This window comes from Enterobacter sp. 725m/11 (genome assembly GCF_011683705.1).
GTDB lineage: Bacteria > Pseudomonadota > Gammaproteobacteria > Enterobacterales > Enterobacteriaceae > Enterobacter > Enterobacter bugandensis.
This window is the reverse complement of record NZ_JAAQOK010000062.1, coordinates 1-23,071: the sequence shown is the minus strand read 5'-3', so window position 1 is coordinate 23,071 and position 23,071 is coordinate 1. Positions and strand designations below refer to the sequence as shown.

The window sequence follows — 23,071 nt, the reverse complement described above, 5'->3', positions numbered from 1 at the left end:
GCTGAATAGCAACCATATAAATCGGCATACCGGAAGCCAGTGAAGTCACAATATCGGTCATTTGCATCGGGAGATAACGCATAGCATTGCGATATTGGCCCGCGCTGATAGCCCCAGATTTCCACGCTTCCTCCTGCTCTTTCAGCTTTGCGATCATTGGTGCAGCACGATCGGATACGCCGAGTTGGGCAGCTTTTAGTTCTAACAGTTCTGCGCGTGTTTTTCCGATTGCTGTGACCTGCTCCTCCAGCGAGTCGATAAAGGTTTTGCCCGCCGCAGCTGCCCGCTGCGCTGCCTGAGCCTGTTCAATGCGAGCCCGCCCCTCTGCGGTTTCAGACTCCATTACCTGTGCCAGTTTAGCTCGGGTCGTCTCAAGCACGCTGTTGTAGCGAGTAAAGTCTTCATCCCCTATCAGCCCTTTACCGCGAAACTTCGCCAGGCTCTCCTGGATCGTGTCCAGTTCATCCAGCGCCTTGTTGACCGGGCTGATTTTATTCAGCAGGTTCTGCAGCTCCTGGCGCTGTTGCTTCAGGCTTTCGCTGTTTTTCTTCTGGTTATCGATACCGGTGCGGAACGTACTATTCAGGTCATCCGCTTTACCTGCAGCGGCGGTCGCGGTCTCCTGAAAACGATCCAGTGCCTGGTTACCGCGCTCCAGCTCAGTGGTATTTACGCGCAGGGAAATCGTGGCGATATCGTTACTCATTCCGCCCTCTCTTTATGCATAACTTTTAGTGCGGCGCTCTCCATGATTCGGATGTCCGAAAGTGCGGTTGCCTCGTCCTCGACGTGGTGCAGACGCATTACCCAGGGCAGCACGTTGTAATCAAGCCCTGATGCACCACCCATGCCCGTGCGCCACTGCGTACTGACAGCCTGAAACACCAGGAATGAAGGCCATACATCTGGCCAGACGTCGATGTATTGATCGTCGTAGTCATCCGGCGAAAGCCCATAGGGCGCCAGGTCTGCCGCTGTGGGTTCAGGCGTATAGAATGCAGAGGCAACCGCTATCAGTTTTTTTCGCGCTGCCCCATCAGTTCGCGATAGTAGGTTTCAGGGATAGCCTTCATTGCAGCCGGATAGTTTTCCAGCAGCACCGAAAGATTTTCCGCGTTGAATGTATCGGGGAGTGCCCAGCCAGAAATAATTTCCATCAGAAAATCAGTGGCGGTTTTGCCTTCCAGTTTTTCCAGATCAGCCAGCTCTTTGAGTGGCTTATGATTAAACGTGAAGGTCAGCACGCCATCCTCATCGCCGGCGCGCGGGATCGATACGTTGGCCTTAAAAGTTGGTTTGGGATGAAGGGTGAATTTAGTCGCCATCGTTGCCTCTTAGTGAAAAAAGCCTCCATGGCGGAGGCTAAGGTTGTCGTTATGCCTGACTTATGCCGGGGCGCCTGTGATTTTGTAGAACGTCATCGCTGGCGATTGCAGGTTCAGCACGACGCTTACCGTTTCGACCTCGTTAACCGCCGTGGTCGGCGTGTCGTCAAAAGATGCCGTGGCCGCCCAGTAACGGTTCTCCTTCGCCTTCGGCACGTACATATACGCAGCCACAGTCTCTTCGTCTTCGTCCAGCTGGCGCAGCAGCGGATAAACCGGGAGAGTTGAGTCGTGAGCAATCGAGTAAGTCTGAGAGACAGCGGATTTATAGGTATTCAGGTTGCGCTGGCGATCATCGCTGAGGAACTGAATCTGCGTGGTGTTCTGATCGCCACCAGATTTCGATACTTCAGTGATTTGTGGCAGCTCGGTCCATTCTTCAATTTTGCGAATAGAGCCGGAACCGCCGCCCGCCGCGTATTTGTTTGTGTTTGTGGTGTTGATGTTGCGAAGAGTGACAGCATTCTCCGCAATCGCGTCGATTTTCGCGATAACGTTATCAATACCCGACCAGTTGCAGTTCACGTGAACGATATCACCGACCGCGATATCGTCTGCGGCGCTAACGGTGATCACTGCGTGCTTAGCATTCGTCGCGCCGGTGAAAGTAATGGCCGGGCCGTAGCCCGATGCCAGATAGACATGAGCGCCGTTAGGCAATGCAAAGCCCATAATGGTTACTCCTTTAGAAACGGGAAAACCGGCTCAAGGCCGGTCTGTTGTGGGACATCACAGAGGGAATCAGTTGGTAATGTCTGCCCGATAATTCAGGCTGACAGGAACGGAGTAGGACACTGGTGTATGGACACCGCGGAATATGCCAGGCGCGCTGCTAATCCAGCATGTAAAGTCTTTGCCTGCAATTTCCAGCCCCTCGGGGAACAATTCCGCTACTCTGCCCGCCAGGGCAACGACGGAGGTACGGCCGGAGCCGGCTGGCGCCACGACATTAATCTGGTACACGCCAGAATAAGTCCGGCAGCGCAAGCCGAGATCGATTGTTCGCGGCGTAACGGGCATATCGTGAACGGCCAGGTACATCTCGTTAGCAGTAGGTGTAAACGGCACGTTCTCCCATGCAACCGAAATGCCCTCAGCATCGGCCCAGATACCCAGTCTGGCGGCCAGTGCAGATGCAATATCAGGAATCACTTAGTTACCTCCCTGACAGCTTCCTCAAAGAAGCGTTGAAACTCAGCTGCAGTTATGCGGACCATGCCGCCCGGAGCCTGTGTGGAATGCCCCATTTCAAGCGCGTAGGCATAGGGCACGTTGTTGCAGAAATAAATGGCCTTCATCCCGACTTTGAAGAGCGACAGCGTGTAGTTCCCGGCCGCTTTTGTCAGATCGCCGGTCTTGTCTATTCGCCCTGTTTCATCAGTTGTCGGAGCATCAAACGATATCTGCCAGTTACCGCGAAAGCGTCCGCCCGTATATCCCGGCGGTGCTTTGACATCCATCCCATCCACCACCCGGGCTTTTTTCTTCAGTCGCCCGGTTTTGGTCAGGTTGTCGGGGTTCGCCCGTTGCGCCTCGTTGTGGTCGTAAACAGCTCGATTATAGGAAACGGCTGTCTGGTTAACTTCCCACAACTCCGGGTTGCCCACTGGGGACATCACCACCAACTGGTTAAGAATTTTGATTCCGACGGCGCGCACCACTGCTTCCTGATTCGTTTTCGCCTTATTAACGAACGCCGTGATTTCAGCCAGGAACGCCGCGTTCTCGCCCATGTTATGCCCTCAGTTGCGCTTTGTAGCAGAGCACCAGTGCAGCAGGTTTTGCCGGGTTCGGTTTCACTACACGATGCATGGTGCCATCAACGTCAACTAAATCGCCGATTTTGATTTCCTGCTCTGCCGTAAAGACGATCCGAACATCACCGTTAACGATGACCGTTCCGTCTATTTCGCCAGGCTCATATTCGGTTTTTACCCCGACAGCAAAAAAATGGACATCATCAGTCTTATGCTCAACGCCGCCGATAACCGTAACCGAGCCTTTTCGGGTGACGTTGTACGTAGCGCCGTTCTGCCTGAGCATGCGGGTCGTTCTGACCTGCATACGTTGGTAATCAATCGCCATATCAGGCCCTCTCAGCAAATGCATTGATGGCGTAACCACGACCACCAGCCAGGTCGCCCAGCAGCGCCATCACGGCAGGATAGGACGGCGTGAAGACTTCACCATCTGCGACCGCATAGGTCATGGTTACAGCACCTTCCACACGTTCAGTTTTCACAGCGGCTTCGCGCACGCTGGAGAGTAAATCGCCGTCGATTGCCTCTACCGCCAGCATGCACTGCGCGGTTATAACCTGCCGTGGAACTTCATCCGGCGGGAAATCATGTTCATCTAGAACGACATTCACGCGTGGCCATGCCAGCGGCTGGCGTGGGTCTGTTTTTGAGCCAACCCAGTCCAGCCCCTCCAGGTAATCCATGGCCTTAATCAACAAAGGTGTGAGCTTGTCAGGCAGTTCAATGCCGCGTATTTCCGCAAATGAGGCAAGATCCTCTTCACTGGCGTAGCTGTTGGCATCAGGAGAGGTGATATCGGTATTGACCATCGAATCATCCTGTTTATGGGGCTTTCGCCCCATTCGTTATTCCCCGGAAGGAGCAGTGAAGGTGATCTCTTCAGTGGTTTTCGCCACTCCTTCAACCGTGCCGGTTACCGTGAAGGTGCCAGCAACGTCTGATGTGAGTTTCACCGTTGCACCACCAGCAGAGCCTGTTTGAGAACTGGCCGTGCTAAGCGTGCCACCTGTGGACGTCCACGCGACGGTTTTACCGGATACACCGGAGCCATTCAGCGTGTACTTCAGAGAAACAGTTACCGCGTCTGTGCTGTCAGCAGTTGCGGAGGTTTTATCCGCTGACAGCGTTACTCCCCCACAGCAGATTCCAGTTTAATCAGCACGCCAGCCGTAGATTTATTGCTAGTGAAATGCTTCTTCCAGTTGCCCGGAGTGCCGATGGCGGTCAGGTCAGGGTTATCACCTTTGGCGGTATCCCAGCTGTAGCCCAGCAGATCAACGTTCACCACGCCTTCAGCGCGATAGCCAACCGCAAGGTTTTCCTGATCGTTGATATCGTAGGAACGGAAGCCCGGCGCCTGAGACTCGGTGACGGTAACCGCACCAGCTACCAGCCCAAGGATCGCATCAGCGTCCATGGTGTCGGTCACCAGCACAGGTTTACCCAGCGTGCCTGGCTGCCCACCGTAAACCACCACTCCCGCTTCTTCATAGATTTTGTTGGCGATCGCCTCATCCACGATGTCGAAGTAGGTAGCGGAGTGCATAACGAAGAGCACGACACGGTTGAACTTGTCGCCGTACTTACGCAGGCCACGTGTCAGGGTCTTCTTACCGTCGGTCTCAATGTCGGCAGTGACCACCATATCCGCGTTGGCGCCAATAGCAGCCGTTAGCGCCTTCAGGCCATATTTCACGTAGCCTTCCAGCGTGGCATCTGCGACATCAACGCCGATCACTTCGGAGAATTCATCAACGGAGCGGCCACGGCGTTTAAACGCTTCTTCAGTAGTTTCGTATGGACCGTATTTCCACGGTGCTTTGACGGATACGGCTTCACCGGCGCCAATCTTCTTACCCGTCACCTTTTCGGTGGAGTTAACGTCACGCGATTCAATAGAGCCGCCCACTTTGTAGAAAGCTCGCTTGCGGAAATCGCCTTCAATCAGCTCGTTATCCAGCAGGATCGCACCGTTGGAGGACGCGTTGAAAATTGCCAGGTTGTCCTGGCGGCGCTCGAGGAAAGCGGTCTGCGCCAGATCGTCATAAATAATCAGGTCACTATTAACAGTGGTAGACATGGGTTAATCCCTTATTTCGGAAGTTTGAGGAAGGCCTGCTGGCCATGCTTGCGGATGTAGTCCGCTTTGTCGCTGGCGCTCATTTCGGAACGTTTCAGGCTGCCACCGCCGTTTGGTTTGTGTCCGCCCGCGCCGGTGCCTTCTGCGCGTGGGAACAGATGCGGAGCCGTCTCCTTAAGAGACTCCGCCCACTCAAGCGGGATTAGTGGGGTTTTGCCGTCTTTACCGAACAGAACATCGCCATTTGCATCAACTGCTACGGCCTCGCCTTCGTCGTTGAGCTGGAATGTGCCTTTGGCACGCAGAATCAGATCGTCGGATGCTTCCGGCAGCGCGCCAGCTTTTGAGGCTGCTGCACGGATTGCATCGCCCAGAACTCGATCCCGGAATTTGTTGGAGAACGCTTCGGCTTTGTCCGCGCGTTCATTTGCGGCTTTGATTTGCTTATCGACGTCAGCACGCAGACGCTCGGTGCGCTTATCGAGCACCTCATCGATTTTTCCGGCGGCAATCAGCTTTGCCTCTTCGTCGTCGGAAAAACGCTGGAGGATCCCGCGCACTGCATCAGGATCGATACCATCAAAGCGAGACAGGTTTTCTTTTTGTTGCTTGATAGTGCCCAGCAGTTCTGAGTTTTTTGATTTCAGACCAGTGACTTCGCTGGTCACACGCTCATCAATAAGCTTCTGGATTTCAGGGGTGATTTCGATACCACCGCCACCGCTGCCCTCTCCGCCGCTTTCTGGTGCATAGAATTTCAGAAGCATGTTTCGAATTAACATATTTTCCCCTCGGGATTTTGCCGGGCCTCGCCCATAAAAAAGCCCCGGCGGATACCAGGGCGTGAAGTAAGATGTGGTTGTTAGTTGTCTGTGCCTGAGAGCTGCTTAAGACGTTCCAAGTATATCCATTCGCCTTTGTCAGTAAACATATCAGCCATGTTGATTTCACCCGCGCGGAACAGACGGCCACGCTCGGCCCCCAGAACCTGATCCTGGCGTTGTGCTGGCTGGCGCGCGAGCCATTCCAGATACGAAGTTTTCCCCGGTACCTGTCCATCCATGCTAGCTCGAGTCCCCTCGTCCATCTCGCCGATATCGATGCCAAGTTCGCGCCACGACTTGAGGATCAGGGTTTCAGTAGAACGACAGCAAAAATGAATTTTCCCGGGTCCCTGTAGGTAAGGCACCTTATGCCCGACCGGTTTGTTATCCAGGGTATAGCGCAGCAGGTCACGAATAATGCAGTCGTGGCTGGTTTTATTGTCCAGCGTAGACAGCCACTGTTTGCCTTTCACGATATCGCTGTTGGCACTGGTGAAGCTGTTGCGTGCTGTGGCAGCCAGATGATTTACGGCTGTTTTAGCGATGCTGGCGGCGTTTGCCCTGCTCATCTGCAGCGCCCCGTCGCGATAGTCTTTGTAGGCATGGCCACGAACATTGCGCGCTATAGTTTCTACCGTGTCGCCAGCAAGATAACCCCTGCGGACGGCGTTCACGATACGCGCCAGCCTGTCCGATTCCAGATTCTCCGCCCACTCACTCAGCAGCCGCCCCTGAAAGGGTTGCGCCATCGCCGCGGCATACACCATATCGGCGGTGATGCCCTGCAACGGATAGTGAGACAGGACCTGTGATGGCAGAAGGGAATCGAACAGGCTCAGCTGATAACTGGCTTCGTTCTTTGCCAGCGCCACCAGCTCATTTTCGAGCCCTGCCTGCATGGACGCTACGGCTTGATGGTTAAGTTCGCGCACGCTGCCCAGTAAACTCTCCAGACGGTTAACGGTGAAGCTCTCAGGAGGCAATCTGTCCAGCGCATCGAGCAGGCGGGCTGACAGATCCGCGTCCGTCTCGTTAAGCAACTTCACCATCCGATTTGCCACACCAGTGGCGTAGCGACTTAACCAGACGGAATGTGCGATCGACTCATCGCGCAGGCTTTCGTTAATGGTGGCCATATCAGCCTCCGGTCAACGTGGGTGCCTGATTGCGAAGCGCATCAATAACCTCGTCCGGGCTGTCTGCCGGGTCAATGAGATCGAGCTTCTGCAGCGCGCGAATCATATCGCTATCGCGCAGCGCACCCGACTGCCAGGCATTGACGATTGCCGTCACCATGCCCGACTCAGCAACCTTCGCGATGAATTCCTGGTTGATGGTGTAGGCTGGCTCATCGCCTTTAATTCCCAGATATTTTGCGCACCAGCCCAGCGCCAGCGTATAGGCCTCTGATACGTTTGAAACGCAGATACCCAGCACAGAAGTTGATGCGCTCTGTTCACCGCTTGCCTGCGTTGCCGTCTTCGCTGTGGCGTTCTGCTCAATCAGCCGCGCGCCAAGCTGCACCATGTAGTCACGCTTGCTGTCCATGGCCTCTTTCGCCAGCATGTTCGGCTGCGCCTGGGCATAGCCAAACGAGCCTTCTTTGGGAAGCAGTAATGGTGAGCGGGAACCTATTTTGATGCCATTTTTTTCAAGATAGTCGCGCCAGTTGGTATCAAGCCCGGTTATATACGGCTGAACCTGTCCGCAGAACCACACGCTGTCCTCATAGTCAGCACTGTTGCGGTAATGGCCGTGGTTAATTTCCACCAGCGCGGCCAGCGGAGAGTCATCGATAGTAGGGTCGTTGTTCTGGGCGCCGACAAAGGTGAACGGGATTTCGCCCCAGTAGTCCTTTCCTTTCGGCTTCGGTTGATATTCGCTGCTGACGGAATAGGCTCCGCTTTCGCTACCACCAGTCCGGCGCCAGACCCGACAGATAAATTTACCCTCTTCCAGCACCAGCTCGCGGTACTGGATCTCGTCCTTATAAGCGAAACCGTCCGGCTCTTCCACACACTCACGCAAAATCACCAGCACCAGCTGATCGCGTCCATTAATACGCTTTGTGCGCCAGTTGATGATGTTCTCTGCCTGATAGCGGAGGATAATCGCTTCGTCGGACTCTGCAGCGTAATCTACGTAAATGCCCTCTCGCGCAACCTCCAGCACGTTCTCGGTTACCAGCTGCGACTGCTGGTAAATACTGGTACCGGCCCCGTCAGCATTGTCCAGCAGGTATTTCAGCTTTTCCGGACCGCTGAAGGTGGGGTCCTTCCGATACGCCATACCAAGCATGCCGATCTTCGTATTAGCGGCAATGGCATAGAATACCGCGCGGCTCAGATAGTCCTCATTGCGCTTACGGTTGCGCGATGATTTATCGGTTGGGTCGAGATAAGGCAGGTACTTATTGCCCGCGGCTTTTACCGCCTCAACTCCTTTACAGAAATCACGATATTTCTTCCAGGCAGCAGAAGCCGCCCGGTGTTCTGGTCGAACCCAGGTGATGTCGTCGTTTGCCATATCAGAAAGTGGTGTCCATGGTGATTGAGTATGCCGGTTTCACGATCGGGTAATCCTTCACGATGAAGTACCCACCAGCATCATTGGGGTGATCGTTATCTGCTGATTTGTCCGGTTCGCCATTTGCCGCCCAGATTTGCTGCTCGAGGCTTTCGGTATAAACCGGGCAGTTCTGGACGTTCACCAGATAGCGGCGCTCGCCGTTGGCGTTACAGAACATGGCATTCATCGAGTTGATGCGGTCTTTAACCGGCGGGTTAGCATCATCCACAATGACGCTGAATCCGGCATCGTTGAGTTGAGCAATATCGGTCTTGCTGGCGTTCTGCGATTTGCGTGAGTCGCCAGAGGCATCCGGATAGATGTAAATCTCACGGCTTTTAACGTAACGACCATCCTCATAGCGCCAGAACTCTTCCTGAATGCGCTTAATCATCGCCGGCGTGTCGTAGACCTTCACCAGCTCACGAACAGCGCGCGGCAGGCCATTACGCTTTACGTGAACAATCGCGGCCATTTTTCCAACGTTGAAGTCCATACCGATAAACAGCGGATCCCCATCCTGAATCTCGTCAGAACAGTTGTTCAGCTTACGGTTAAAGGTGTGGTAAATGGTCCCGCTGTTGAGGTTGGTGAACTTCCCGCGCAGGTATGCCTGAATCAGTTCATCAGGATAAGAACTTAGCAGCGACGGGATGTAATCCGGGGGCAGGTTCTTCGCGTTGTCGAACGTGCTGGCCTGAATCAGTCCATACAGGGCCGCAAGCTCCGGCTTTTCACGCACAGCCTTCACAAACTGCTGGTAGACGAACTTAAAGCCCTCCGGCGTAGTCGTTACATCGATGCCGTTACGCAACCCGTCGACTTTGTAACGCATACGGGCGATGATTTTTCGCCAGGCCTGCTGCGCTTTGGCAGCAGCCATGACGTCCAGTTCATCCACCATCGCATTACCGATTTTGAAGCCGACGATCGAGCCGGGCTTCTCCATCGAGCGGCAGATTGTGGTCCCGCGGAACCGTCGCCCCTCGTAGAAGTGAACCTCTTTGTTCCCCTCGTTGATTTTGACGTTCAAGCCCCAGTTAAAAGCCACCTCTTCAATGGTCGGGTAGAAGATGTCACGAATCTGCGGGTACGTCGGCGCGAAATAACCCTGGTTGATTTTAGGGTGCTCCCACATCCCCTTACAGATGCCGCCACAACCCACCCACGTCTTACCAGAACCGAACCCGGCAACATAGGCTTTGAATTTGTGCTGCATCGCGAGGAAGCGCGCCTGAGGAATGTTAAGTGTCGGGCTGATCCCCATCGTCTGCCCTCGCATCCACTACGTTGATATTGATCTGCACTGGGGTCGGTTCATCGTCCTCACCATCACCGGCCAGCTCTTTACGGAGTTTCTCGACCTCCAGTTGCCGGCGTTCGATTTCAATCTGCTGCAGGCGCTGCGCGAATTCGCTATCAGCCAGGCCAAGCCGTTTCATCACTGCTTCGAACATGCGCTCACGGCTGATTGCGGTTATCTCGACGCCATTTTTGCCGACCTTCACACCGGAGTAAGCGAGCCGTGAGACTGTCGGGAGTTTGCGTGTGTCAGGGAAATAAGGCTGGCCGATGCCATCGCCGTTGCAGCGCGGGCATTCTGGGTTTGGCTCTCGGTTGTGGTCGTAGCCGTAACCGCCAGTGTCTTCTGGCAGTCGCGATCCTTCTCTACCCTCGACCTTCGACGTCTCTTCGTCAAACTCAACTGCATCGCGCCACTGGTAATGGTGACCGAAGCCCCAGCAGTAACGACACGCTCCGCGGCGATACTGCGAAAGCTGATTTGCATCGAAGGTAGCGAGCTGCCACATCTGCGCAAGGATTTCATCGGCACGGCCAAGCGTGCGAGCAATTGAGGCTTTTTGCTGCTGCGCAATAGCCTGCGCAACGTTAGGATTCGCTATTAGCTGACGCCCGTAGTTTGGGTCACTATAACCAGCACGTGCAGCGGCAGCGGTGGCGTTGTTGTCCTTCAGGTACTCCGCGACAAATATGCGCTGCTGAGCGGTAAGTACATCATCATCCACCAGCTCATTTGCGCTTTTATCTTTCTGCGCAGTGCGCATTTTTTTCTGCGCAGGTTTTTGCGCAGAAGGCTTTTTTATATATCGGCGCGCGGTCGCGTAGTTCAGTCCCTGCGCTTCACACCACTCCTTCGGTGATACGCCGGTTTCGGCATGATCGGACAGGAACCGTTGCTGAAGCTCGCCCCAGTCCGGTTTTGCCATAAGATCCTCTGGCTATTTTTTAAAATAAAGCGATAGTGTGGTTAGGAATCAGCAAGCTGCTCGCTGCGAAAAAATACTTACTTTTCGATGTATAGCGGCACCCGGAGAGCATATGAAAATTGATGGAATAAAAGACACTGCATTTAACGCATCAATCAAACACGGAGGAACAGAATTCTATGTTGCCAATGGTTTGAAAGGGGACGAGCCTGTTAACTCCGAAGGTTACCTTGTGATGGTAAATGAAAACGGTGACCGTGTGGCATTCAGAGCACCTGATGGAGATTGGGAAATCGACGATAAAGTTTACCAAGCCTACAAACCTGAGATAGTACAGTACGAAAACGCTGTGCATGTTCATGCCCGGATAGAACCTAACGAGTAACCCAAATCTAATCTCATTACGATGAGTCTGCCCATTGCGATGACAATAAAAAAGGCCGCAAACGCGGCCTGACTTTTAAAACAGCATAATCACTTACCGATCGTCTTTTGAATGGCGTCAGTTAGCTTTGGAAGCAGTTTTATCGCCTCTTCAAGGTCGTAAGAAACATTTTTTGAATTAGTCGGTGCAGAAACAGCTGCTTTTATAATTTCTAAAGCCGCAGCAGTCGCAACCATTCGAGAATGTTCTGCATCACTTACCCGCGCGTCACTACTTTTGAAATAGTTATGAATCATAAATCCTCCATTATATAAAGGTTATGTCAGAATACACCTATGATTCATCCATATAAAGGGTAATAAGAGTCTTTCAAAGAAGTGTAGGCATAATGGTTAACAGTCAGCGTTTGGGCGCGCTACGGCACGACATGCCCACATGCAGGCTTCTTGGATTTTGGTGCGCGCAATGGCAAGGCAGCGGTCAGCTACGTGTGCTTCAGCTGAGTGGTTGCCGGAAGCAGGTAATTCGTCATTGACATGCTCACGTTCTGTATCAAGTAAATTACAAAAGTGTCGGCTGACACCCTTCAGGCGATTCATGCGCTCAATATCACCCGGAGTTAAGGTTCGATAGCCTTTAACGATGGTGCCGTCCGGCGGTTTAGCTTCGCTCATAGTTTTTTCTCAGTTGGTTTCTGGCAGTTCGCCTGCCACGCTTTGTTATGCGCCAGGATGTCTTTCTTTGTCTGCCTGTCCAGTACATCCCAGTCGTGATCCGTTCCGTATATGGGCTTAACCCAGTCGCAAGCCGTGTCCACTACCTAAACCTTTACGGGTCAAGTTGTCCCGCAGCTGACAATCAACATCGTCGCCAGGCATATGGTTAACAGTCTAGTTTTCTCTCGTTTCTTCTCGTGGCCCTCTGCTACTTCTGTACCGCCACTTCTCGAGCGAATCAAATTCCTTCCCCATACCAAACCGCATAATCTTTTTGAGCAATTGAGCGGTATTTCCCTCGGCTGACATCTCGACGACATCCAGCCAGGATAACGTTGTCCTCCAGACCTTAGGCCACTGAGACACCGGCTTAAGCTCACCGGTCGAGGTCAGAATGTCCAGTACGTCCATCTGATCAATCTCAACGAGACGATTCAGGACGTATGTCGCATTTATGCCAACCAGATCATTGCGTTGCGCTTTAAGTTCGGCAATTCTGGACTGGATGTCAGGTTTTGACAGGTTTTCGGATGCGGTGCGGTTAGCAGTCTTAGCGCTGTACCCCGCCCGAATAGCCGCTTGCGTGGCATTCAAATCGATGAGGTACTCTCGACAAAACATTTCTTGTTTATCGGTGAGTGCCATGTATCTCTCATTTAATAAGGAAGCTTTATGTCAAAAAGTCAGCGCACGCCAAAATTTAAGACCGGTGATATTGTTTATTTAGTTTCAGCTGGCCCGGCGATGGCCGTTCAGGAGCCAATCATTAACTCCTATAATGAATTTACTGGCGATTACTGGTGCCAGTGGTTTGCGGGGAGAAAGCAAGAAAGAGCAAGATTTCCAGAGGACTCACTGACTGCAACCAACCCAAAGCCGTAAACCCAAACGCACCGAAGTTATCCTTTACTGACGTGACGAACTGGATGATGGCGCAATTGAAAAATGAAGATTGCCTATATCAGCAAGACGTAGTTGATTATTTAGTCAAACTCGATAATGAGCAGCTTCTGAAAGAAAATGCTGATGGTAATTTGGTGTTATCTACACCTGTCATTAACCAGTTCCGCAAAGTAAGCGGTGACAAAGTGGTTTGGGTAAAACCAGAGCGTTACTGGCGCTATCGCGTAAATGAAGATGAACCTGGACGCGAAGCTCGCGGCTAACGTTTAGGGCGATAACCTCGCCCTTCTTCTGCCATTACGGTGAGTAAGCCCATGATGATGGCAATAAAAAACCGCCCGGAGGCGGCAATGATTCACAATGTTTGTTTTAGCCTATCTCTGATGGCAGCATTGGTACTCTGAAAGGTTTCCTGCACTTTCATTGCACATGCGTCAATTTCTTTATATGCATGCTCAGGCTTCAGATTCCCTTTCATTGTTTTTAGGTAAGTAGTATTCCCGCTTTCCAGAAATTCTTTGATTTTTGATAGATTTTTTTCTAATTCTGGAAAGTAAATAAAAAGTATAGTTTCTAACCTATCATGCAATCCGGACTCAAGCGGCTCCTTTGCCTGTAAATCTTGACGCTGAGCCTCAGTTATTTTCCCCCTGAGAACAAACAACTGATTAAGTTGATAAATCCCTATGTATTTTTGCCACCTTGAAATCAGAGAATGGAGCTCCTCCCCCTTTTCCCTCATTACCTTGTTTTTTTCCTTTTCCTTCTCATAGGAGATTTGTTTTTCCCAGCGCTGATCAGCAAATTTGTTAGCTAAAAAAGCACCGCATAATGCACTTAACGCACCAATCACAGCAGGCCAGAGGCTCATGCACAGCTCCATTGATAATTTCATGATGACGTGGAGCATGATACATTATTTTGTATTCAGTTCGCTTCTCGACACCTCAAATTTCCTTATCGCCGCCTTATCCAGATTGCACTGCCCCAGCGCTGTATAGAGCTGAGCGTTTAACTCCAGACTTGCCTGCCACGTGAACGGAGCCACCATTCCGGGGATTGGCGTGTCTGCTGTCAGGTCAGCGCTTATCGGCACCACTGGGGCTGGAACGTAAACTGTCTGCGTATTCCCGCAGGCTGTCAGCAGCGGCAGAAGGAACAGGCTGGTTAGCGCACGGATCGCCTTCAAGCTCCTGCCTGATGTAGACAATGCGCGTCTCGCCTTTTTTTGCCAGTTCGTTCTTTGCATTCTGGGTAGCCTGTGAGATGTCACGGATGAGGTTCATCGTGATGATCACGTTGCTGGTGATCGCCTCCGATGTGTCTGCCCGGACCTTCGCCTTATCGCGCTGGTCTTTGTAGGTGATGGCGTTATCGCGGTAGTGGTTAATCGCCCAAGCCATCGAAACCAGCAGGCAGATAACGACAGCGCAGATGATGGCTGTTAATCGGTTCATTTCTGGCCCCACTCGCAGACTTCACGTTCAATCTCGCGTCGGGTGATCAGCCCCTTCCACTGCTTGCCACCGGCATATGTCCAGCGCTGCAGTTCTTTGCATGCCCCAGGCACATCACCAGAGTTCAGCCTCTTCAGCAGCGTGGAACTGGCGAAAGCACCAGAGCCAACGTTATAGGCGAAGGAGTAAAGCGCGGCACGGGTAGGTTCAGGGATGCGAACCTTGATCAGCGGGTCGATGGAATTTGCCACTTTTCGCAGATCCGCCTTCAGCAAGTTGTCGCACTCTATGTCGGTGTAGCGGTGACCGCGGCGAATGTCCGCTCCGGTGTGCCCATCGCAAACAGTCCAGACGCCGACAACATCCTGATATGCGTAATAGCGACGCCCTTCCAGGCCATCCGCATTGCCCAGCATTACTGCAGCAATAGTGATTGCCCCTGATCCGCCAACAATGGCACCCACCAGCTTATTCCTCAACGTTGGGTTCATCTCGGCTCCTGCTGCGGCGGTTGTCTTCGCGGATCTTGAAATAGAGATTTGTCAGATACGTCAGTACGGCAATGATGATACCCACCAGCACGCCGATAGCGTTCCACTGCTCGGGGCTGTAGGCATTAAGCATGCCGTTTAGGATGCTCCCGGCTGAAGCGCCATAGGCAGCACCAGTGGTTATTTTTTCCATGCGATACATGCTCTCACCTCGCGTTGTTTGCGGGTGCTGTTCGTGTAGTGGGGAAAGGCCGTCAGACACGATAGCTACGGGGCATCTGGAATTGATTGTCTGCGGCCTGAATAAAAAACCCGGCGACAGGCCGGGAAGATGAGGGTAAGGCAATGTCGGCTCTCTGGCCGAAGGGTCCCAGGTAGTGGGTTCTGTGTGTGGCGATCGGACTCGAACCGATACTCAGGTTCAGCATTAGCATCATGCCTGCCCTGCTGGCTATGCCAGTTGATGCATTACTCTACCCATTTAACCCGCAAGCGGGAATTGAGTTACACCACAACGGACAGAGCACTGAGCACTTCGTGCCAACTCCATGCTGCTGCGTGGGTTGGGTTATGAGCCCTTCAGACCAATGCTCTTTCCTGTTGTGCAGATACAAAAAAGGCCGCTTCTCTGCGGCCTCAGTGCATTCATCATGTTAATTATCTGGATTCCAGATTGTTTCATCCAACTCAAAAACTAGACACTTCTTAGATTTATCCAGAGAAAATTCTGCAGTTCTTGCTTCTTGATCTAAATAATTCCTATCATTACAGCCTTCGAAATACTGAACATCAACCTCAAACTCAAAAGAGCCTGCATTATCGCCTTTTTCATACCAGACTTCGGTCACCTCAAAGCTGTCTGATTGATAGGTATATCGTGCATCGCCACGGTAATCAGCCATGACATAACCTTCAAAGTAATGTGCATGCTGCTTTATAAGATCCCTAAATTCTGCTTCTGTAGCTGAAAAATCTTCAGGAATGTAGATCTCATATCTTTTGGTGCCCATTGGGAAAACCTTAGAGTTTGATATTAAGGCAAATATTAAAACAAAAGCCACCGGCTATAACCAGTGGCTTAAAAGGCTTTACATGACATTGCATAAAACATTGGCACAATATCTGATTTACATGAAATGTATGCTATTTAATTGATTTTTGCAATACCCTGCTGCGAAAAAGTCGCCTTTTGTTGTGATCGTGTTCTCACGACGCAAAGAAGGGAATCGCCATCAAGCCGTTTAAAGATGTCACACATAGCCCGCCAGTAGTCGGCGTAGTTATGGCACCAGTTATCAGGCTTAACGCCACACAGAGCCGCCAGGTCCTGGTGCTGATACACATCCTTGCCCGCCAGCTCCGCTTTGACGTCCTGCGCCGCCAGCCAGATAAGTTTCTTCAGACGCTCCAGCGTCTTGCCGGCCACCTTCTTCGCGCCGAGCTGTTCCTGAAACTCTGCCCACGCCCACTGAGTTATCGCCACCTGGTACTCGAAGCGGATATTCTCGCTGTAGTTCCACAGCAGCCATGCTTTCTGGTGGTCTTCCAGCGACAGCACAGCGCGGCGCCAGGATGCGGTTACGAACTCAACCGGGCCCACCAGCGCGATTGACGATCCCTTCGCGCGCGACTGGCTTCCGCTCATTGGCGGGCCGTCCGGGTTGACCATGCGCTGCTTATCCTTGTCGAATACCTTTTTCCGCCCCCGGCTGCGCGCCGTCGCGGTGAACTGCGCGTTCTCGGCGAAAGCTACCAGTTGCCCTTTCGTAGCCCCGCTGAGATCTGCGGTCGCCACAATGAGCTGCTGACGTACGTATTCCAGTTGCTGACTGTTCATGCGGCTTCCTTATGTGGCTGGTTGGTTTTGGTCTGGCTGTGCTTTGCTACTGGCGGTAGGTTGGCGCGCTTAACGCTTTCTGCTTGGTACCGCAGGAAGTCGTTTTGGTTCATTCGGCCTCCAGTTCGGTTATGGTCAGTTCAAGCCTGCCGCCTTTGACGATTGGCATCCTCTTCACGCTGTAGTAGTCGACCTGCTGGTCATCGAGCCAGAACCCGGATTTCGTCAGGGCGTCGAACGCGGCCTTTTGCAGATTGTCCAGGTCGCGGCGTCGGCGATCCGGCATATGGCACTCAATACGGATTTTCACGGGTGTAGCCAGGCCAATATCCAGCATTGATTCTTTAATGATTCTGGCGACACTGTCGCGGTACGCCTGCCCTTCTGCGCTGATGTGCGTGCGCCCGCGGTTATGTCGGTAGTAGCGGTTGTTACTCGGCGGCCATGGGAGACTGATGCGGTATTCATTCATGCTTTTACGAGCCCCTCTTTAAGCCAGATGACCTGCGTGCGAGCCATTCCTTCCAGCGCGCACTCCTTTGCATATTCCGCATCGACCAGACGAGTGCGGCGATCAATCTCGTCGTGGCAACTGCTGCATGCGATGGTGGCGATCAAGTCAGGCGGCTTGATTCCGGTACCGCAGAGGCCAGCAATACGGATATGTGCCAGCACTGAGGTTTCAGCATTTCCGTTGCAGACGCCGTGGATCCGCACCTGACATTCGCGGCCGCGTGCCGCTTTGCATAAATTAGCCATGCGCCCTCCTTGCCGCGAGACGCAGCCATTTCTCATCGACCAGACGGGCGGTGTAATCTCTGAAGGTCGGGATGTCGGACGGCTTAACCGAGGCCTTACGCTTGCGGCGCGCCGGAACGCGAAAGATTTCATTGGTGAAGACGCGGGACAGTGGAGTAGACATCAGGCCTCCTGCTTATCGCGCAGCTGCTGGTACTCGCAACTTTGGGGAATAGTCAGGTGGCAGCCGATGTTCATCGCCCAGGCTTCGACTTTGCACAGGAAAATGTACATCTCGCCGGTTTCCAGTTCTGACGTATGGCGGAGGGATTGGACCGTGGTTACCTCTCCGGACACGACGTCTACTCGATCCTTGCTTTCGTAGCCGAGATAGGTGTGCTTCATCGCGTCTTTGACCCACTCAGGCGTAGCGAATGTCTTGCCGCGGGTGATGAGGTAATCGCTGATTTCCGTGTACCAAATGTGGCTTAGCGCGTTCTGCGACAGGCTGCGCTTCTCGCGCCACGGTTTAACATGAAGGCGGAAGCATTGCCCGGCATCCAGCAAAGGCTGAATCTGCTGGCCTATGGCTGCGAAGTTACCGCGATGGAGTTTGATGCCGTCTACTGGGAGAGTCATACGGCCTCCTTAACGGAAACCGCAGAATGCAGAAAATCGCAGGTGCCGCTAAGCATCTGTGACAAGGTGAGGAGTTCAGATTGTGGTCGCATTTAAGTCCCCTTAAATGCGCAGAAGTCACCGGAGTTGTTCAGGCTCCGATGACTTAATTATGGAGGATTGATTATGGAAAATCAAACAGTAAAGCATGATTAGAGCGTCGATATGATATACACTCTTTATGGGGAGATAAAACTCCTTTAAGGCCCTCCAATAATACAATAAACCTTGCCCCCATATTTCCAAACACATCCAAAATTATCAAACAAAAAGAAATCAATGAGATCTAAGATTTCTTATTGTTAATTTCCCCTAATTTATCCATGCCATCGCTAATAAATGAATCAGCTGTTTTTATCTCTTCTTCTAAGTCCAATACCCTTGTTGACTTTTCTTTTATTTGCCTTGCCTCAATTTCAATAAGCTCAATTATTTTGTTCTTATATATTTCGTACAATTCGCTTCCCGCAGAATGTTCTTTCAATTGTGCCGAATAGAAGGTATGCTTATCTTTAACATCATTTAGCAGGGAAGCTACTGCTTCTTCTTTCAATTTTATCTTTTTGCTTTTAATAATTTCAACAATTATTATTGCCGCTATAGTACATACCCCGCCACAGATCAAGGGTATTATATATTCATAGTCCTTTGAACCATTATAAGATCTGTAAATAAATACAGATAGTGAGGTCAACCCACCAGTGATACTTGGTGAGTATATATCCAATAGTTTTTTAATAGATACAATATTCATTTGAGACCTATACTATCTAATCTATTGGATGTTAACTCGTAGACTCCTTTCAAGTTATTAGATACCGTAACAATATGATTTAATAAATTAACAAAAAATGATTCACTAACATCACCAACCAAAGGAATGCCATACTCAAAAAACAAATCATCCTCTTTCAAAGTAGCATATCTTACAGTGTTACTTCCTAAATTCAAGAAATTGACCACTGAATTCGCACGACCTCCTTTATTCATTACACCATCATCGAATGTTACCCAACCATAAATTCGTAAAGAAGTTTTATCTTTATCAAGTTTGATATATAAGCGCTCATCATTTTCCACTTTGATATCACCATCACTTTGAATAACAAACTTAAAATCATTCTCAGTGAGAAGGGTGGCAATTGTTTCATTACTTAATTCAGATAGTTTAAGTGTCATGCTATACTTTCCTTTGAACAGTAAACAATTAATTTTGCATATTTTCATTTATTAATCAATACCATATATAGGAACATTATGTTGAAAGTAACTTTACATTTAGTTGTAACTTAAACTCATACCATCCCGTTCGACTTGTTGCGGTTGTACTTCGCCTGAAGCATCTGGATCGGCGTTGGCCCGTGCTCGGCAGCCGGTGCTGCAATTGCCCGGCGTACCGGTGGCACTGGCTTACCCTCGGTAACGCGCTTCTCCCACATGTCCAGCAGATCGCCAGCCTCGCGTGCAAGCTCACCATGAGTTAACTGGCGCTCTGTGCTGCGGTGACGAAGTTCCACGCAGATGTGGTACATGACCGGCTGCGACCAGGGGAATTGTTCGCTGGATGTGAATTCGAACGAGCGATTACGCCAGTCCCAGTATTCGGCAATCACCTGGTCAACGGTGATGCCCAGCGCCCCGCCACTCTGTTTGCACCAGGAGACGAACTGGCCCGGCGATGGCAGGAATGGTCGCTCCTGGCTACGCGCCACACGCATGCCGGCCTCAACCTGGTCCATGGAGTAAATACCGTTCTCCTGAAACGCCATGAGCCACTGACGTCGGAATTCGTTCACGTCAGCCTGGGTGCGAAAGTTAGCCATGCTTGCAGGGAATGCAACGCGAAGCTCGTTGAAAAGGTTGTTGAATATCAGCGCTAGTTGTTCAAGCCGTGGGCGCTCTTCGTACTGCTCAGGCAGGTTGTGAGCTATGCGGCTCATCTGCTCGCGGTCGTGATTACGCATCTGTTCTGCAAGAGATTTCATGGCATCACCCCATAGATCCAGTCAGTGTTGTTGAAATCCAGATCCGTCTTGGAGGCTGGTTTGACAGCGAACTTCGGCTTAAAAAGTCCCTGGTAACCGTTCGCAATACTGGAGTTGATCACGTCGGCCGGATTGTGTCCGTCTTCCAGGCACTCTTTCAGCAGCTTGAATGCCTTCGTGACGGTCAGCTCAGTTTTGATCGGCTTGCCAGACTGTTTGCGGTAAGCAACCCATTCCTGCCAGGCGGTTTTGTTTAGCCAGTCAGGAACGTCAACACCGAGCGGATCAAACTTGCCCTTCCCCCTTGGAGGATTAGAGGGGGTATTAGGTTTTATATTTGTCTTTGGAAGAATGTCTTTGGTGTTCCCTATTTCCAGGGATACCTCTCCCTGTTTTTGGGGATGGTTATCCCCGTTTTCAGGGATGGTTTTAGAGGTGATTTTGCTATCCCCGATTTCAGGGATGGTAATAACTTGCGTTACAACTTCAGCGACCGGGAAACTAACCGGGCACTTTGCACATTTTGGCTTTGTGTAAGCCCAGCTATCCAGAAGCGTGTTGATCCCGATGTAACGTGTCTGCCCGATTCTGCGCATCTTGATGATGTTGCGATAAGCCAAGCTGAGCACAGCTTCAGAAACGTGCTTAACGGCCAGTCTGGTTTTATCTGCAATGAGGCTGTTGGTGATCCGGTCCTCTTTTTTGGACCAGCCATACGTCAGGCGAACAATAGCATTCAGCACGCGGAACTCACGCCCCGAAAGCTCTACGAAACACAGGGCATCCTGAATCTGGTTAGCAAGGCGAAGATAGCCATTTTCCAGATCGGCCATGCGATTCTCCTGCTGCGCCGGTTGCTGCGCAGGGAATTTGATTACTTTGCCGGTGTTTGACATACTTACTCCTGCAAAGAGTCCAAACGATTTGCACCAGAAAGCTGTTGGTGTTCGAGCACCGCAGCTTTCGCCATTTCTGTAGTTCTCACATAACCCCCAACATCGACGTGACCATCGTCATCAGCGGCCCGACCTGCTCCGGCATGAGGCGGAACAGCGACGCTATACCCTCGCTCACCTCTTTCAGCTTCTGATGCTCTGGAGCGTCCAGCAGCACGGCCTGCTTAGCTTCGGCACACTCTTTCATCGCAGAGGCGATCAACGAAATCATGTCGTTCTGCGGAGCCAGGCGGTTGCGGTATTCCAGCGGCAGGACAGACATGATTGCTGGTGTCAGCTGGCGAACGTTTTCGCGGTACTGCTCAGAGTCGAAACGGTTATCCAGAAAGCGGAACAACTTCTGGCGGGCCCGGCTAATGTCCTCCGGGAAGCTGATGGCGGTCCCGCCCTGTTCCCGATATTCATTGATGATCAGCGCTGATACGACGTCCTGATTGTCCAGCGCCGACGACCATGCCCGGACCGCATCGCGGATCTTTTCGTGGTCTGGCGCCGCCTTAAGTTGAGCGCGGTTTATCAACGCTCCCGGGTGTATTCCGGTATTGTGTTGATACGTAAGTGATTGCATTTGCATTCCCTTAACTAAATAGATTTTGATTGGCTGATAACTCAGCCAGTTAAATTAGGTTCCTGATTGTTAAAGAACTGTGCCGGGTTAAGCGGCGGTCTTGCTTACTGGCGGGAATACGTCGTCAATTCCGACTTGTGCGCCGTGCTTGTTCAGCGCGGCCACAATGGCTCGACACTGATCGACGCTGAGACCTCGGCGACCCTGCTCGTAATGGCAGACGGCCCCCTTTGTCAGTCCTAGCTCACTCGCCATCTGCTTCTGGGTTAATCCCAGACGAACGCGAATTTCTTTTAACTTGCTCATGGATGTCCTCCTAAACTGATTTGAATATACATATTGTATTCGTCGCTCGCAAGTTAAATATACATTATGTGACTCGAAAGCGTGTATACAAGTTGTATCATTCTGGAATGACTATGAAATGGTACGATCTGGCTAAAAGCCTGATGAGAGATAAAGGAATTGGCCAAGAACAACTGGCTGAACACCTGGGTATAACCAAGGGTGCGGTCAGTCATTGGCTAAATGCCAGAAGAGAGCCGAGCATTGCCGACATATCAAGAATCTTCAGATATCTCGGCAAAACATCATTTTCTGTGGGCAGAGATGGAACAATTATTGACGAGAGCCTTAAAGGTGACGTCGAGTATGCCGGTCCTTATTCTTCAGGGGAAAAATACCCTGTTCTTAGCAAGGTTCAGGCTGGCGCGTGGTGTGAGGCTGTTGAACCATACACTCTGAAAGATATCGACTTGTGGCTTGAGTCTGATGCTCACGTTCAGGGTGAGGCTTTCTGGCTGCAGGTGGATGGTGACTCAATGACGGCGCCAGCTGGCTTGAGCATTCCTGAAGGAACCTTTGTCCTCTTCGATACTGGTCGGGAGGCGATCAACGGCAGCCTGGTAATAGCAAAGCTATCCGATTCTAACGAGGCGACGTTTAAGAAGTTGGTGATCGACGGTGGGCAGAAGTACCTGAAGGGCCTTAACCCTCAATGGCCACTCGTGCCGATTAATGGTAACTGCCGGATTATTGGGGTTGCTGTAGAGACAAAGTTGCGTTTAGTTTGAATGTGCTAATAATAAAATGCACAGACTATTGATTTAAATAGTAATTTCAGAATGCCATGCAAACATTATCATACATATTTGAGACTTCTTCCTGTTGACATTTTCACCCTGGACTTACCATAATGGTAATAAAGATATGTAGTAGGTATAAGACTGGTGCGCCAAAGGAGCCCTTGAGAGATGGCGAAGAGCGCATCATTGAGGGAGGCCCGCTGTATCCTAACCTCCTAGCGGAGTTAGCAAGGTGCCAAGTAAACTCTGTTACACATAAGACAAATGATTTTTTAGCACTTCATCGTGTGGATCTGGGGGATGTTCGTACATACGTAGAACTAGCCTTAAAAGGTGGGCGATACATCAACTCACAGTGGTGCAATGGCAACGCTCCGAAAGGGCTATTTGCATGTGATGCTTATGTAGTGCCTGCGCAATTGTACAT

At 51.4% G+C, this 23,071-nt stretch carries 39 protein-coding genes; 4 read left to right on the top strand and 35 right to left on the bottom strand.

Going from position 1 to position 23,071, the window contains the following annotated elements; genetic code table 11:
* The 15 genes from HBA26_RS20390 to HBA26_RS20320 all read right to left on the bottom strand — a co-directional run.
* The coding region (locus HBA26_RS20390; RefSeq protein WP_208298218.1) for a phage tail length tape measure family protein at nucleotides 1-706 on the bottom strand (706 nt) is incomplete at its 3' end.
* Nucleotides 703-966, bottom strand: coding sequence for a DUF1799 domain-containing protein (locus HBA26_RS20385; RefSeq protein WP_046887758.1), 264 nt, complete (start codon nucleotides 964-966; stop codon nucleotides 703-705). The genes HBA26_RS20390 and HBA26_RS20385, both read right to left, overlap by 4 nt.
* Before the next feature lie 47 nt (nucleotides 967-1,013).
* Nucleotides 1,014-1,325 carry a phage tail assembly chaperone gene (locus tag HBA26_RS20380; RefSeq protein ID WP_094084361.1) on the bottom strand — a complete coding sequence of 104 codons (312 nt, stop codon included), beginning with the start codon at nucleotides 1,323-1,325 and terminating at the stop codon, nucleotides 1,014-1,016.
* Nucleotides 1,326-1,385: 60 nt separating this feature from the next.
* A complete protein-coding gene (locus HBA26_RS20375; protein WP_126296490.1) occupies nucleotides 1,386-2,057 on the bottom strand; it encodes a phage tail protein in 672 nt (223 codons plus the stop codon).
* A 69-nt stretch (nucleotides 2,058-2,126) separates the two neighbouring features.
* Nucleotides 2,127-2,537, bottom strand: a complete 411-nt coding sequence (locus HBA26_RS20370) for a DUF4128 domain-containing protein (RefSeq protein WP_118283752.1) — start codon at nucleotides 2,535-2,537, stop codon at nucleotides 2,127-2,129.
* A complete protein-coding gene (locus HBA26_RS20365; protein ID WP_126296489.1) occupies nucleotides 2,534-3,118 on the bottom strand; it encodes a hypothetical protein in 585 nt (194 codons plus the stop codon). Before HBA26_RS20365 ends, HBA26_RS20370 begins: the two co-directional genes overlap by 4 nt.
* Nucleotide 3,119: 1 nt before the next feature.
* Complete coding sequence (locus HBA26_RS20360; RefSeq protein WP_126296488.1) at nucleotides 3,120-3,470, bottom strand: hypothetical protein; 351 nt, start codon at nucleotides 3,468-3,470, stop codon at nucleotides 3,120-3,122.
* Nucleotide 3,471: 1 nt separating this feature from the next.
* Nucleotides 3,472-3,954 (bottom strand): DnaT-like ssDNA-binding protein, encoded by a 483-nt coding sequence (locus HBA26_RS20355; RefSeq protein WP_126296487.1) that lies wholly within the window; start codon nucleotides 3,952-3,954, stop codon nucleotides 3,472-3,474.
* Between the two features lie 36 nt (nucleotides 3,955-3,990).
* Entirely contained in the window at nucleotides 3,991-4,269 is a 279-nt protein-coding gene (locus tag HBA26_RS20350; RefSeq protein WP_208298219.1) for an Ig-like domain-containing protein, read from the bottom strand.
* Nucleotides 4,270-4,271: 2 nt separating this feature from the next.
* Nucleotides 4,272-5,225 carry a major capsid protein gene (locus HBA26_RS20345; RefSeq protein ID WP_166721024.1) on the bottom strand — a complete coding sequence of 318 codons (954 nt, stop codon included), beginning with the start codon at nucleotides 5,223-5,225 and terminating at the stop codon, nucleotides 4,272-4,274.
* Between the two features lie 11 nt (nucleotides 5,226-5,236).
* The gene (locus tag HBA26_RS20340; protein WP_166721023.1) at nucleotides 5,237-6,007 is read right to left on the bottom strand and encodes a hypothetical protein; all 771 of its coding nucleotides are present in this window, start codon (nucleotides 6,005-6,007) and stop codon (nucleotides 5,237-5,239) included.
* Between the two features lie 80 nt (nucleotides 6,008-6,087).
* Complete coding sequence (locus HBA26_RS20335; protein ID WP_166721022.1) at nucleotides 6,088-7,185, bottom strand: phage minor head protein; 1,098 nt, start codon at nucleotides 7,183-7,185, stop codon at nucleotides 6,088-6,090.
* 1 nt (nucleotide 7,186) lies between these two features.
* The gene (locus HBA26_RS20330; protein WP_166721021.1) at nucleotides 7,187-8,575 is read right to left on the bottom strand and encodes a DUF4055 domain-containing protein; all 1,389 of its coding nucleotides are present in this window, start codon (nucleotides 8,573-8,575) and stop codon (nucleotides 7,187-7,189) included.
* A gap of 1 nt (nucleotide 8,576) precedes the next feature.
* A complete protein-coding gene (locus HBA26_RS20325) occupies nucleotides 8,577-9,884 on the bottom strand; it encodes a terminase family protein (protein WP_166721020.1) in 1,308 nt (435 codons plus the stop codon).
* Complete coding sequence (locus tag HBA26_RS20320) at nucleotides 9,862-10,845, bottom strand: terminase small subunit (protein WP_166721019.1); 984 nt, start codon at nucleotides 10,843-10,845, stop codon at nucleotides 9,862-9,864. Before HBA26_RS20320 ends, HBA26_RS20325 begins: the two co-directional genes overlap by 23 nt.
* Nucleotides 10,846-10,957: 112 nt before the next feature.
* On the opposite strand from HBA26_RS20320, the gene HBA26_RS20315 reads away from it, so the two are divergent.
* Nucleotides 10,958-11,230, top strand: coding sequence for a hypothetical protein (locus tag HBA26_RS20315; protein WP_151406126.1), 273 nt, complete (start codon nucleotides 10,958-10,960; stop codon nucleotides 11,228-11,230).
* Nucleotides 11,231-11,319: 89 nt separating this feature from the next.
* On the opposite strand, the gene HBA26_RS20310 is transcribed toward HBA26_RS20315, so the two are convergent.
* The 3 genes from HBA26_RS20310 to HBA26_RS20300 all read right to left on the bottom strand — a co-directional run bounded on the left by HBA26_RS20310 (nucleotide 11,320) and on the right by HBA26_RS20300 (nucleotide 12,591).
* Entirely contained in the window at nucleotides 11,320-11,526 is a 207-nt protein-coding gene (locus tag HBA26_RS20310; RefSeq protein WP_159125310.1) for a hypothetical protein, read from the bottom strand.
* Nucleotides 11,527-11,622: 96 nt separating this feature from the next.
* Nucleotides 11,623-11,904: a hypothetical protein gene (locus tag HBA26_RS20305; RefSeq protein ID WP_166721018.1), complete on the bottom strand. Its 282-nt coding sequence runs from the start codon at nucleotides 11,902-11,904 to the stop codon at nucleotides 11,623-11,625.
* 216 nt (nucleotides 11,905-12,120) lie between these two features.
* A complete protein-coding gene (locus HBA26_RS20300) occupies nucleotides 12,121-12,591 on the bottom strand; it encodes a terminase small subunit (RefSeq protein WP_236547257.1) in 471 nt (156 codons plus the stop codon).
* Nucleotides 12,592-12,618: 27 nt separating this feature from the next.
* Between HBA26_RS20300 and HBA26_RS20295 the strand changes: the two genes are divergently transcribed.
* A complete protein-coding gene (locus HBA26_RS20295; RefSeq protein WP_040027482.1) occupies nucleotides 12,619-12,828 on the top strand; it encodes a DUF2158 domain-containing protein in 210 nt (69 codons plus the stop codon).
* Nucleotides 12,829-12,875: 47 nt separating this feature from the next.
* Entirely contained in the window at nucleotides 12,876-13,112 is a 237-nt protein-coding gene (locus HBA26_RS20290) for an ATP-dependent RNA helicase HrpA (RefSeq protein ID WP_159125384.1), read from the top strand.
* Between the two features lie 92 nt (nucleotides 13,113-13,204).
* On the opposite strand, the gene HBA26_RS20285 is transcribed toward HBA26_RS20290, so the two are convergent.
* From HBA26_RS20285 to HBA26_RS20210, 17 genes are all read right to left on the bottom strand, one after another.
* A complete protein-coding gene (locus HBA26_RS20285; protein WP_159125312.1) occupies nucleotides 13,205-13,720 on the bottom strand; it encodes a hypothetical protein in 516 nt (171 codons plus the stop codon).
* 208 nt (nucleotides 13,721-13,928) lie between these two features.
* Entirely contained in the window at nucleotides 13,929-14,306 is a 378-nt protein-coding gene (locus tag HBA26_RS20280; RefSeq protein ID WP_166721017.1) for a DUF2570 domain-containing protein, read from the bottom strand.
* Nucleotides 14,303-14,797, bottom strand: coding sequence for a lysozyme (locus tag HBA26_RS20275; protein ID WP_166721016.1), 495 nt, complete (start codon nucleotides 14,795-14,797; stop codon nucleotides 14,303-14,305). The genes HBA26_RS20280 and HBA26_RS20275 overlap by 4 nt, the downstream gene beginning before the upstream one ends.
* Nucleotides 14,775-14,999: a class II holin family protein gene (locus HBA26_RS20270; RefSeq protein ID WP_023622516.1), complete on the bottom strand. Its 225-nt coding sequence runs from the start codon at nucleotides 14,997-14,999 to the stop codon at nucleotides 14,775-14,777. The genes HBA26_RS20275 and HBA26_RS20270 overlap by 23 nt, the downstream gene beginning before the upstream one ends.
* A gap of 451 nt (nucleotides 15,000-15,450) precedes the next feature.
* Nucleotides 15,451-15,858, bottom strand: a complete 408-nt coding sequence (locus tag HBA26_RS20265; RefSeq protein ID WP_166721015.1) for a hypothetical protein — start codon at nucleotides 15,856-15,858, stop codon at nucleotides 15,451-15,453.
* An 86-nt stretch (nucleotides 15,859-15,944) separates the two neighbouring features.
* Nucleotides 15,945-16,634: a bacteriophage antitermination protein Q gene (locus tag HBA26_RS20260; protein ID WP_166721014.1), complete on the bottom strand. Its 690-nt coding sequence runs from the start codon at nucleotides 16,632-16,634 to the stop codon at nucleotides 15,945-15,947.
* A complete protein-coding gene (locus tag HBA26_RS22985) occupies nucleotides 16,631-16,747 on the bottom strand; it encodes a hypothetical protein (protein WP_243854852.1) in 117 nt (38 codons plus the stop codon). The genes HBA26_RS20260 and HBA26_RS22985 overlap by 4 nt, the downstream gene beginning before the upstream one ends.
* Nucleotides 16,744-17,106, bottom strand: a complete 363-nt coding sequence (gene rusA / locus HBA26_RS20255) for a crossover junction endodeoxyribonuclease RusA (RefSeq protein WP_166721013.1) — start codon at nucleotides 17,104-17,106, stop codon at nucleotides 16,744-16,746. The genes HBA26_RS22985 and rusA overlap by 4 nt, the downstream gene beginning before the upstream one ends.
* Nucleotides 17,103-17,393 carry a DUF1364 domain-containing protein gene (locus HBA26_RS20250; protein ID WP_166721012.1) on the bottom strand — a complete coding sequence of 97 codons (291 nt, stop codon included), beginning with the start codon at nucleotides 17,391-17,393 and terminating at the stop codon, nucleotides 17,103-17,105. The genes rusA and HBA26_RS20250 overlap by 4 nt, the downstream gene beginning before the upstream one ends.
* A complete protein-coding gene (locus HBA26_RS20245; RefSeq protein WP_166721011.1) occupies nucleotides 17,386-17,556 on the bottom strand; it encodes a NinE family protein in 171 nt (56 codons plus the stop codon). The genes HBA26_RS20250 and HBA26_RS20245 overlap by 8 nt, the downstream gene beginning before the upstream one ends.
* A complete protein-coding gene (locus tag HBA26_RS20240; RefSeq protein WP_166721010.1) occupies nucleotides 17,556-18,011 on the bottom strand; it encodes a YbcN family protein in 456 nt (151 codons plus the stop codon). Before HBA26_RS20240 ends, HBA26_RS20245 begins: the two co-directional genes overlap by 1 nt.
* 325 nt (nucleotides 18,012-18,336) lie before the next feature.
* The gene (locus HBA26_RS20235) at nucleotides 18,337-18,804 is read right to left on the bottom strand and encodes a hypothetical protein (RefSeq protein WP_147301712.1); all 468 of its coding nucleotides are present in this window, start codon (nucleotides 18,802-18,804) and stop codon (nucleotides 18,337-18,339) included.
* Nucleotides 18,801-19,229: a hypothetical protein gene (locus HBA26_RS20230; protein ID WP_166721009.1), complete on the bottom strand. Its 429-nt coding sequence runs from the start codon at nucleotides 19,227-19,229 to the stop codon at nucleotides 18,801-18,803. The genes HBA26_RS20235 and HBA26_RS20230 overlap by 4 nt, the downstream gene beginning before the upstream one ends.
* A 116-nt stretch (nucleotides 19,230-19,345) precedes the next feature.
* Complete coding sequence (locus HBA26_RS20225; RefSeq protein WP_166721008.1) at nucleotides 19,346-20,035, bottom strand: replication protein P; 690 nt, start codon at nucleotides 20,033-20,035, stop codon at nucleotides 19,346-19,348.
* On the bottom strand, nucleotides 20,032-20,931 hold the full coding sequence (locus HBA26_RS20220; protein ID WP_166721007.1) for a replication protein: 900 nt from the start codon (nucleotides 20,929-20,931) through the stop codon (nucleotides 20,032-20,034). Before HBA26_RS20220 ends, HBA26_RS20225 begins: the two co-directional genes overlap by 4 nt.
* 85 nt (nucleotides 20,932-21,016) lie before the next feature.
* Nucleotides 21,017-21,559: a toxin YdaT domain-containing protein gene (locus HBA26_RS20215; protein WP_166721006.1), complete on the bottom strand. Its 543-nt coding sequence runs from the start codon at nucleotides 21,557-21,559 to the stop codon at nucleotides 21,017-21,019.
* A gap of 87 nt (nucleotides 21,560-21,646) precedes the next feature.
* Entirely contained in the window at nucleotides 21,647-21,865 is a 219-nt protein-coding gene (locus HBA26_RS20210) for a helix-turn-helix transcriptional regulator (protein ID WP_166721005.1), read from the bottom strand.
* A gap of 107 nt (nucleotides 21,866-21,972) precedes the next feature.
* Here HBA26_RS20210 and HBA26_RS20205 point away from each other — a divergent pair, with 107 nt between their 5' ends.
* Nucleotides 21,973-22,632 carry a S24 family peptidase gene (locus HBA26_RS20205; RefSeq protein WP_166721004.1) on the top strand — a complete coding sequence of 220 codons (660 nt, stop codon included), beginning with the start codon at nucleotides 21,973-21,975 and terminating at the stop codon, nucleotides 22,630-22,632.
* The last annotated feature ends 439 nt before the right edge of the window (nucleotides 22,633-23,071 follow it).

What these genes read in the sequence shown, in the direction of transcription:
- HBA26_RS20380 (WP_094084361.1), bottom strand. Translation starts at nt 1,325, where the DNA reads ATGGCGACTAAATTCACCCTTCATCCCAAACCAACTTTTAAGGCCAAC.
- HBA26_RS20375 (WP_126296490.1), bottom strand. Translation starts at nt 2,057, where the DNA reads ATGGGCTTTGCATTGCCTAACGGCGCTCATGTCTATCTGGCATCGGGC.
- HBA26_RS20365 (WP_126296489.1), bottom strand. Translation starts at nt 3,118, where the DNA reads ATGGGCGAGAACGCGGCGTTCCTGGCTGAAATCACGGCGTTCGTTAAT.
- HBA26_RS20360 (WP_126296488.1), bottom strand. Translation starts at nt 3,470, where the DNA reads ATGGCGATTGATTACCAACGTATGCAGGTCAGAACGACCCGCATGCTC.
- HBA26_RS20355 (WP_126296487.1), bottom strand. Translation starts at nt 3,954, where the DNA reads ATGGTCAATACCGATATCACCTCTCCTGATGCCAACAGCTACGCCAGT.
- HBA26_RS20345 (WP_166721024.1), bottom strand. Translation starts at nt 5,225, where the DNA reads ATGTCTACCACTGTTAATAGTGACCTGATTATTTATGACGATCTGGCG.
- HBA26_RS20340 (WP_166721023.1), bottom strand. Translation starts at nt 6,007, where the DNA reads ATGTTAATTCGAAACATGCTTCTGAAATTCTATGCACCAGAAAGCGGC.
- HBA26_RS20335 (WP_166721022.1), bottom strand. Translation starts at nt 7,185, where the DNA reads ATGGCCACCATTAACGAAAGCCTGCGCGATGAGTCGATCGCACATTCC.
- HBA26_RS20330 (WP_166721021.1), bottom strand. Translation starts at nt 8,575, where the DNA reads ATGGCAAACGACGACATCACCTGGGTTCGACCAGAACACCGGGCGGCT.
- HBA26_RS20325 (WP_166721020.1), bottom strand. Translation starts at nt 9,884, where the DNA reads ATGGGGATCAGCCCGACACTTAACATTCCTCAGGCGCGCTTCCTCGCG.
- HBA26_RS20320 (WP_166721019.1), bottom strand. Translation starts at nt 10,845, where the DNA reads ATGGCAAAACCGGACTGGGGCGAGCTTCAGCAACGGTTCCTGTCCGAT.
- HBA26_RS20315 (WP_151406126.1), top strand. Translation starts at nt 10,958, where the DNA reads ATGAAAATTGATGGAATAAAAGACACTGCATTTAACGCATCAATCAAA.
- HBA26_RS20310 (WP_159125310.1), bottom strand. Translation starts at nt 11,526, where the DNA reads ATGATTCATAACTATTTCAAAAGTAGTGACGCGCGGGTAAGTGATGCA.
- HBA26_RS20305 (WP_166721018.1), bottom strand. Translation starts at nt 11,904, where the DNA reads ATGAGCGAAGCTAAACCGCCGGACGGCACCATCGTTAAAGGCTATCGA.
- HBA26_RS20300 (WP_236547257.1), bottom strand. Translation starts at nt 12,591, where the DNA reads ATGGCACTCACCGATAAACAAGAAATGTTTTGTCGAGAGTACCTCATC.
- HBA26_RS20295 (WP_040027482.1), top strand. Translation starts at nt 12,619, where the DNA reads ATGTCAAAAAGTCAGCGCACGCCAAAATTTAAGACCGGTGATATTGTT.
- HBA26_RS20290 (WP_159125384.1), top strand. Translation starts at nt 12,876, where the DNA reads ATGGCGCAATTGAAAAATGAAGATTGCCTATATCAGCAAGACGTAGTT.
- HBA26_RS20285 (WP_159125312.1), bottom strand. Translation starts at nt 13,720, where the DNA reads ATGAGCCTCTGGCCTGCTGTGATTGGTGCGTTAAGTGCATTATGCGGT.
- HBA26_RS20280 (WP_166721017.1), bottom strand. Translation starts at nt 14,306, where the DNA reads ATGAACCGATTAACAGCCATCATCTGCGCTGTCGTTATCTGCCTGCTG.
- HBA26_RS20275 (WP_166721016.1), bottom strand. Translation starts at nt 14,797, where the DNA reads ATGAACCCAACGTTGAGGAATAAGCTGGTGGGTGCCATTGTTGGCGGA.
- HBA26_RS20270 (WP_023622516.1), bottom strand. Translation starts at nt 14,999, where the DNA reads ATGTATCGCATGGAAAAAATAACCACTGGTGCTGCCTATGGCGCTTCA.
- HBA26_RS20260 (WP_166721014.1), bottom strand. Translation starts at nt 16,634, where the DNA reads ATGAACAGTCAGCAACTGGAATACGTACGTCAGCAGCTCATTGTGGCG.
- HBA26_RS22985 (WP_243854852.1), bottom strand. Translation starts at nt 16,747, where the DNA reads ATGAACCAAAACGACTTCCTGCGGTACCAAGCAGAAAGCGTTAAGCGC.
- rusA (WP_166721013.1), bottom strand. Translation starts at nt 17,106, where the DNA reads ATGAATGAATACCGCATCAGTCTCCCATGGCCGCCGAGTAACAACCGC.
- HBA26_RS20250 (WP_166721012.1), bottom strand. Translation starts at nt 17,393, where the DNA reads ATGGCTAATTTATGCAAAGCGGCACGCGGCCGCGAATGTCAGGTGCGG.
- HBA26_RS20245 (WP_166721011.1), bottom strand. Translation starts at nt 17,556, where the DNA reads ATGTCTACTCCACTGTCCCGCGTCTTCACCAATGAAATCTTTCGCGTT.
- HBA26_RS20240 (WP_166721010.1), bottom strand. Translation starts at nt 18,011, where the DNA reads ATGACTCTCCCAGTAGACGGCATCAAACTCCATCGCGGTAACTTCGCA.
- HBA26_RS20235 (WP_147301712.1), bottom strand. Translation starts at nt 18,804, where the DNA reads ATGAATATTGTATCTATTAAAAAACTATTGGATATATACTCACCAAGT.
- HBA26_RS20230 (WP_166721009.1), bottom strand. Translation starts at nt 19,229, where the DNA reads ATGACACTTAAACTATCTGAATTAAGTAATGAAACAATTGCCACCCTT.
- HBA26_RS20225 (WP_166721008.1), bottom strand. Translation starts at nt 20,035, where the DNA reads ATGAAATCTCTTGCAGAACAGATGCGTAATCACGACCGCGAGCAGATG.
- HBA26_RS20220 (WP_166721007.1), bottom strand. Translation starts at nt 20,931, where the DNA reads ATGTCAAACACCGGCAAAGTAATCAAATTCCCTGCGCAGCAACCGGCG.
- HBA26_RS20215 (WP_166721006.1), bottom strand. Translation starts at nt 21,559, where the DNA reads ATGCAATCACTTACGTATCAACACAATACCGGAATACACCCGGGAGCG.
- HBA26_RS20210 (WP_166721005.1), bottom strand. Translation starts at nt 21,865, where the DNA reads ATGAGCAAGTTAAAAGAAATTCGCGTTCGTCTGGGATTAACCCAGAAG.
- HBA26_RS20205 (WP_166721004.1), top strand. Translation starts at nt 21,973, where the DNA reads ATGACTATGAAATGGTACGATCTGGCTAAAAGCCTGATGAGAGATAAA.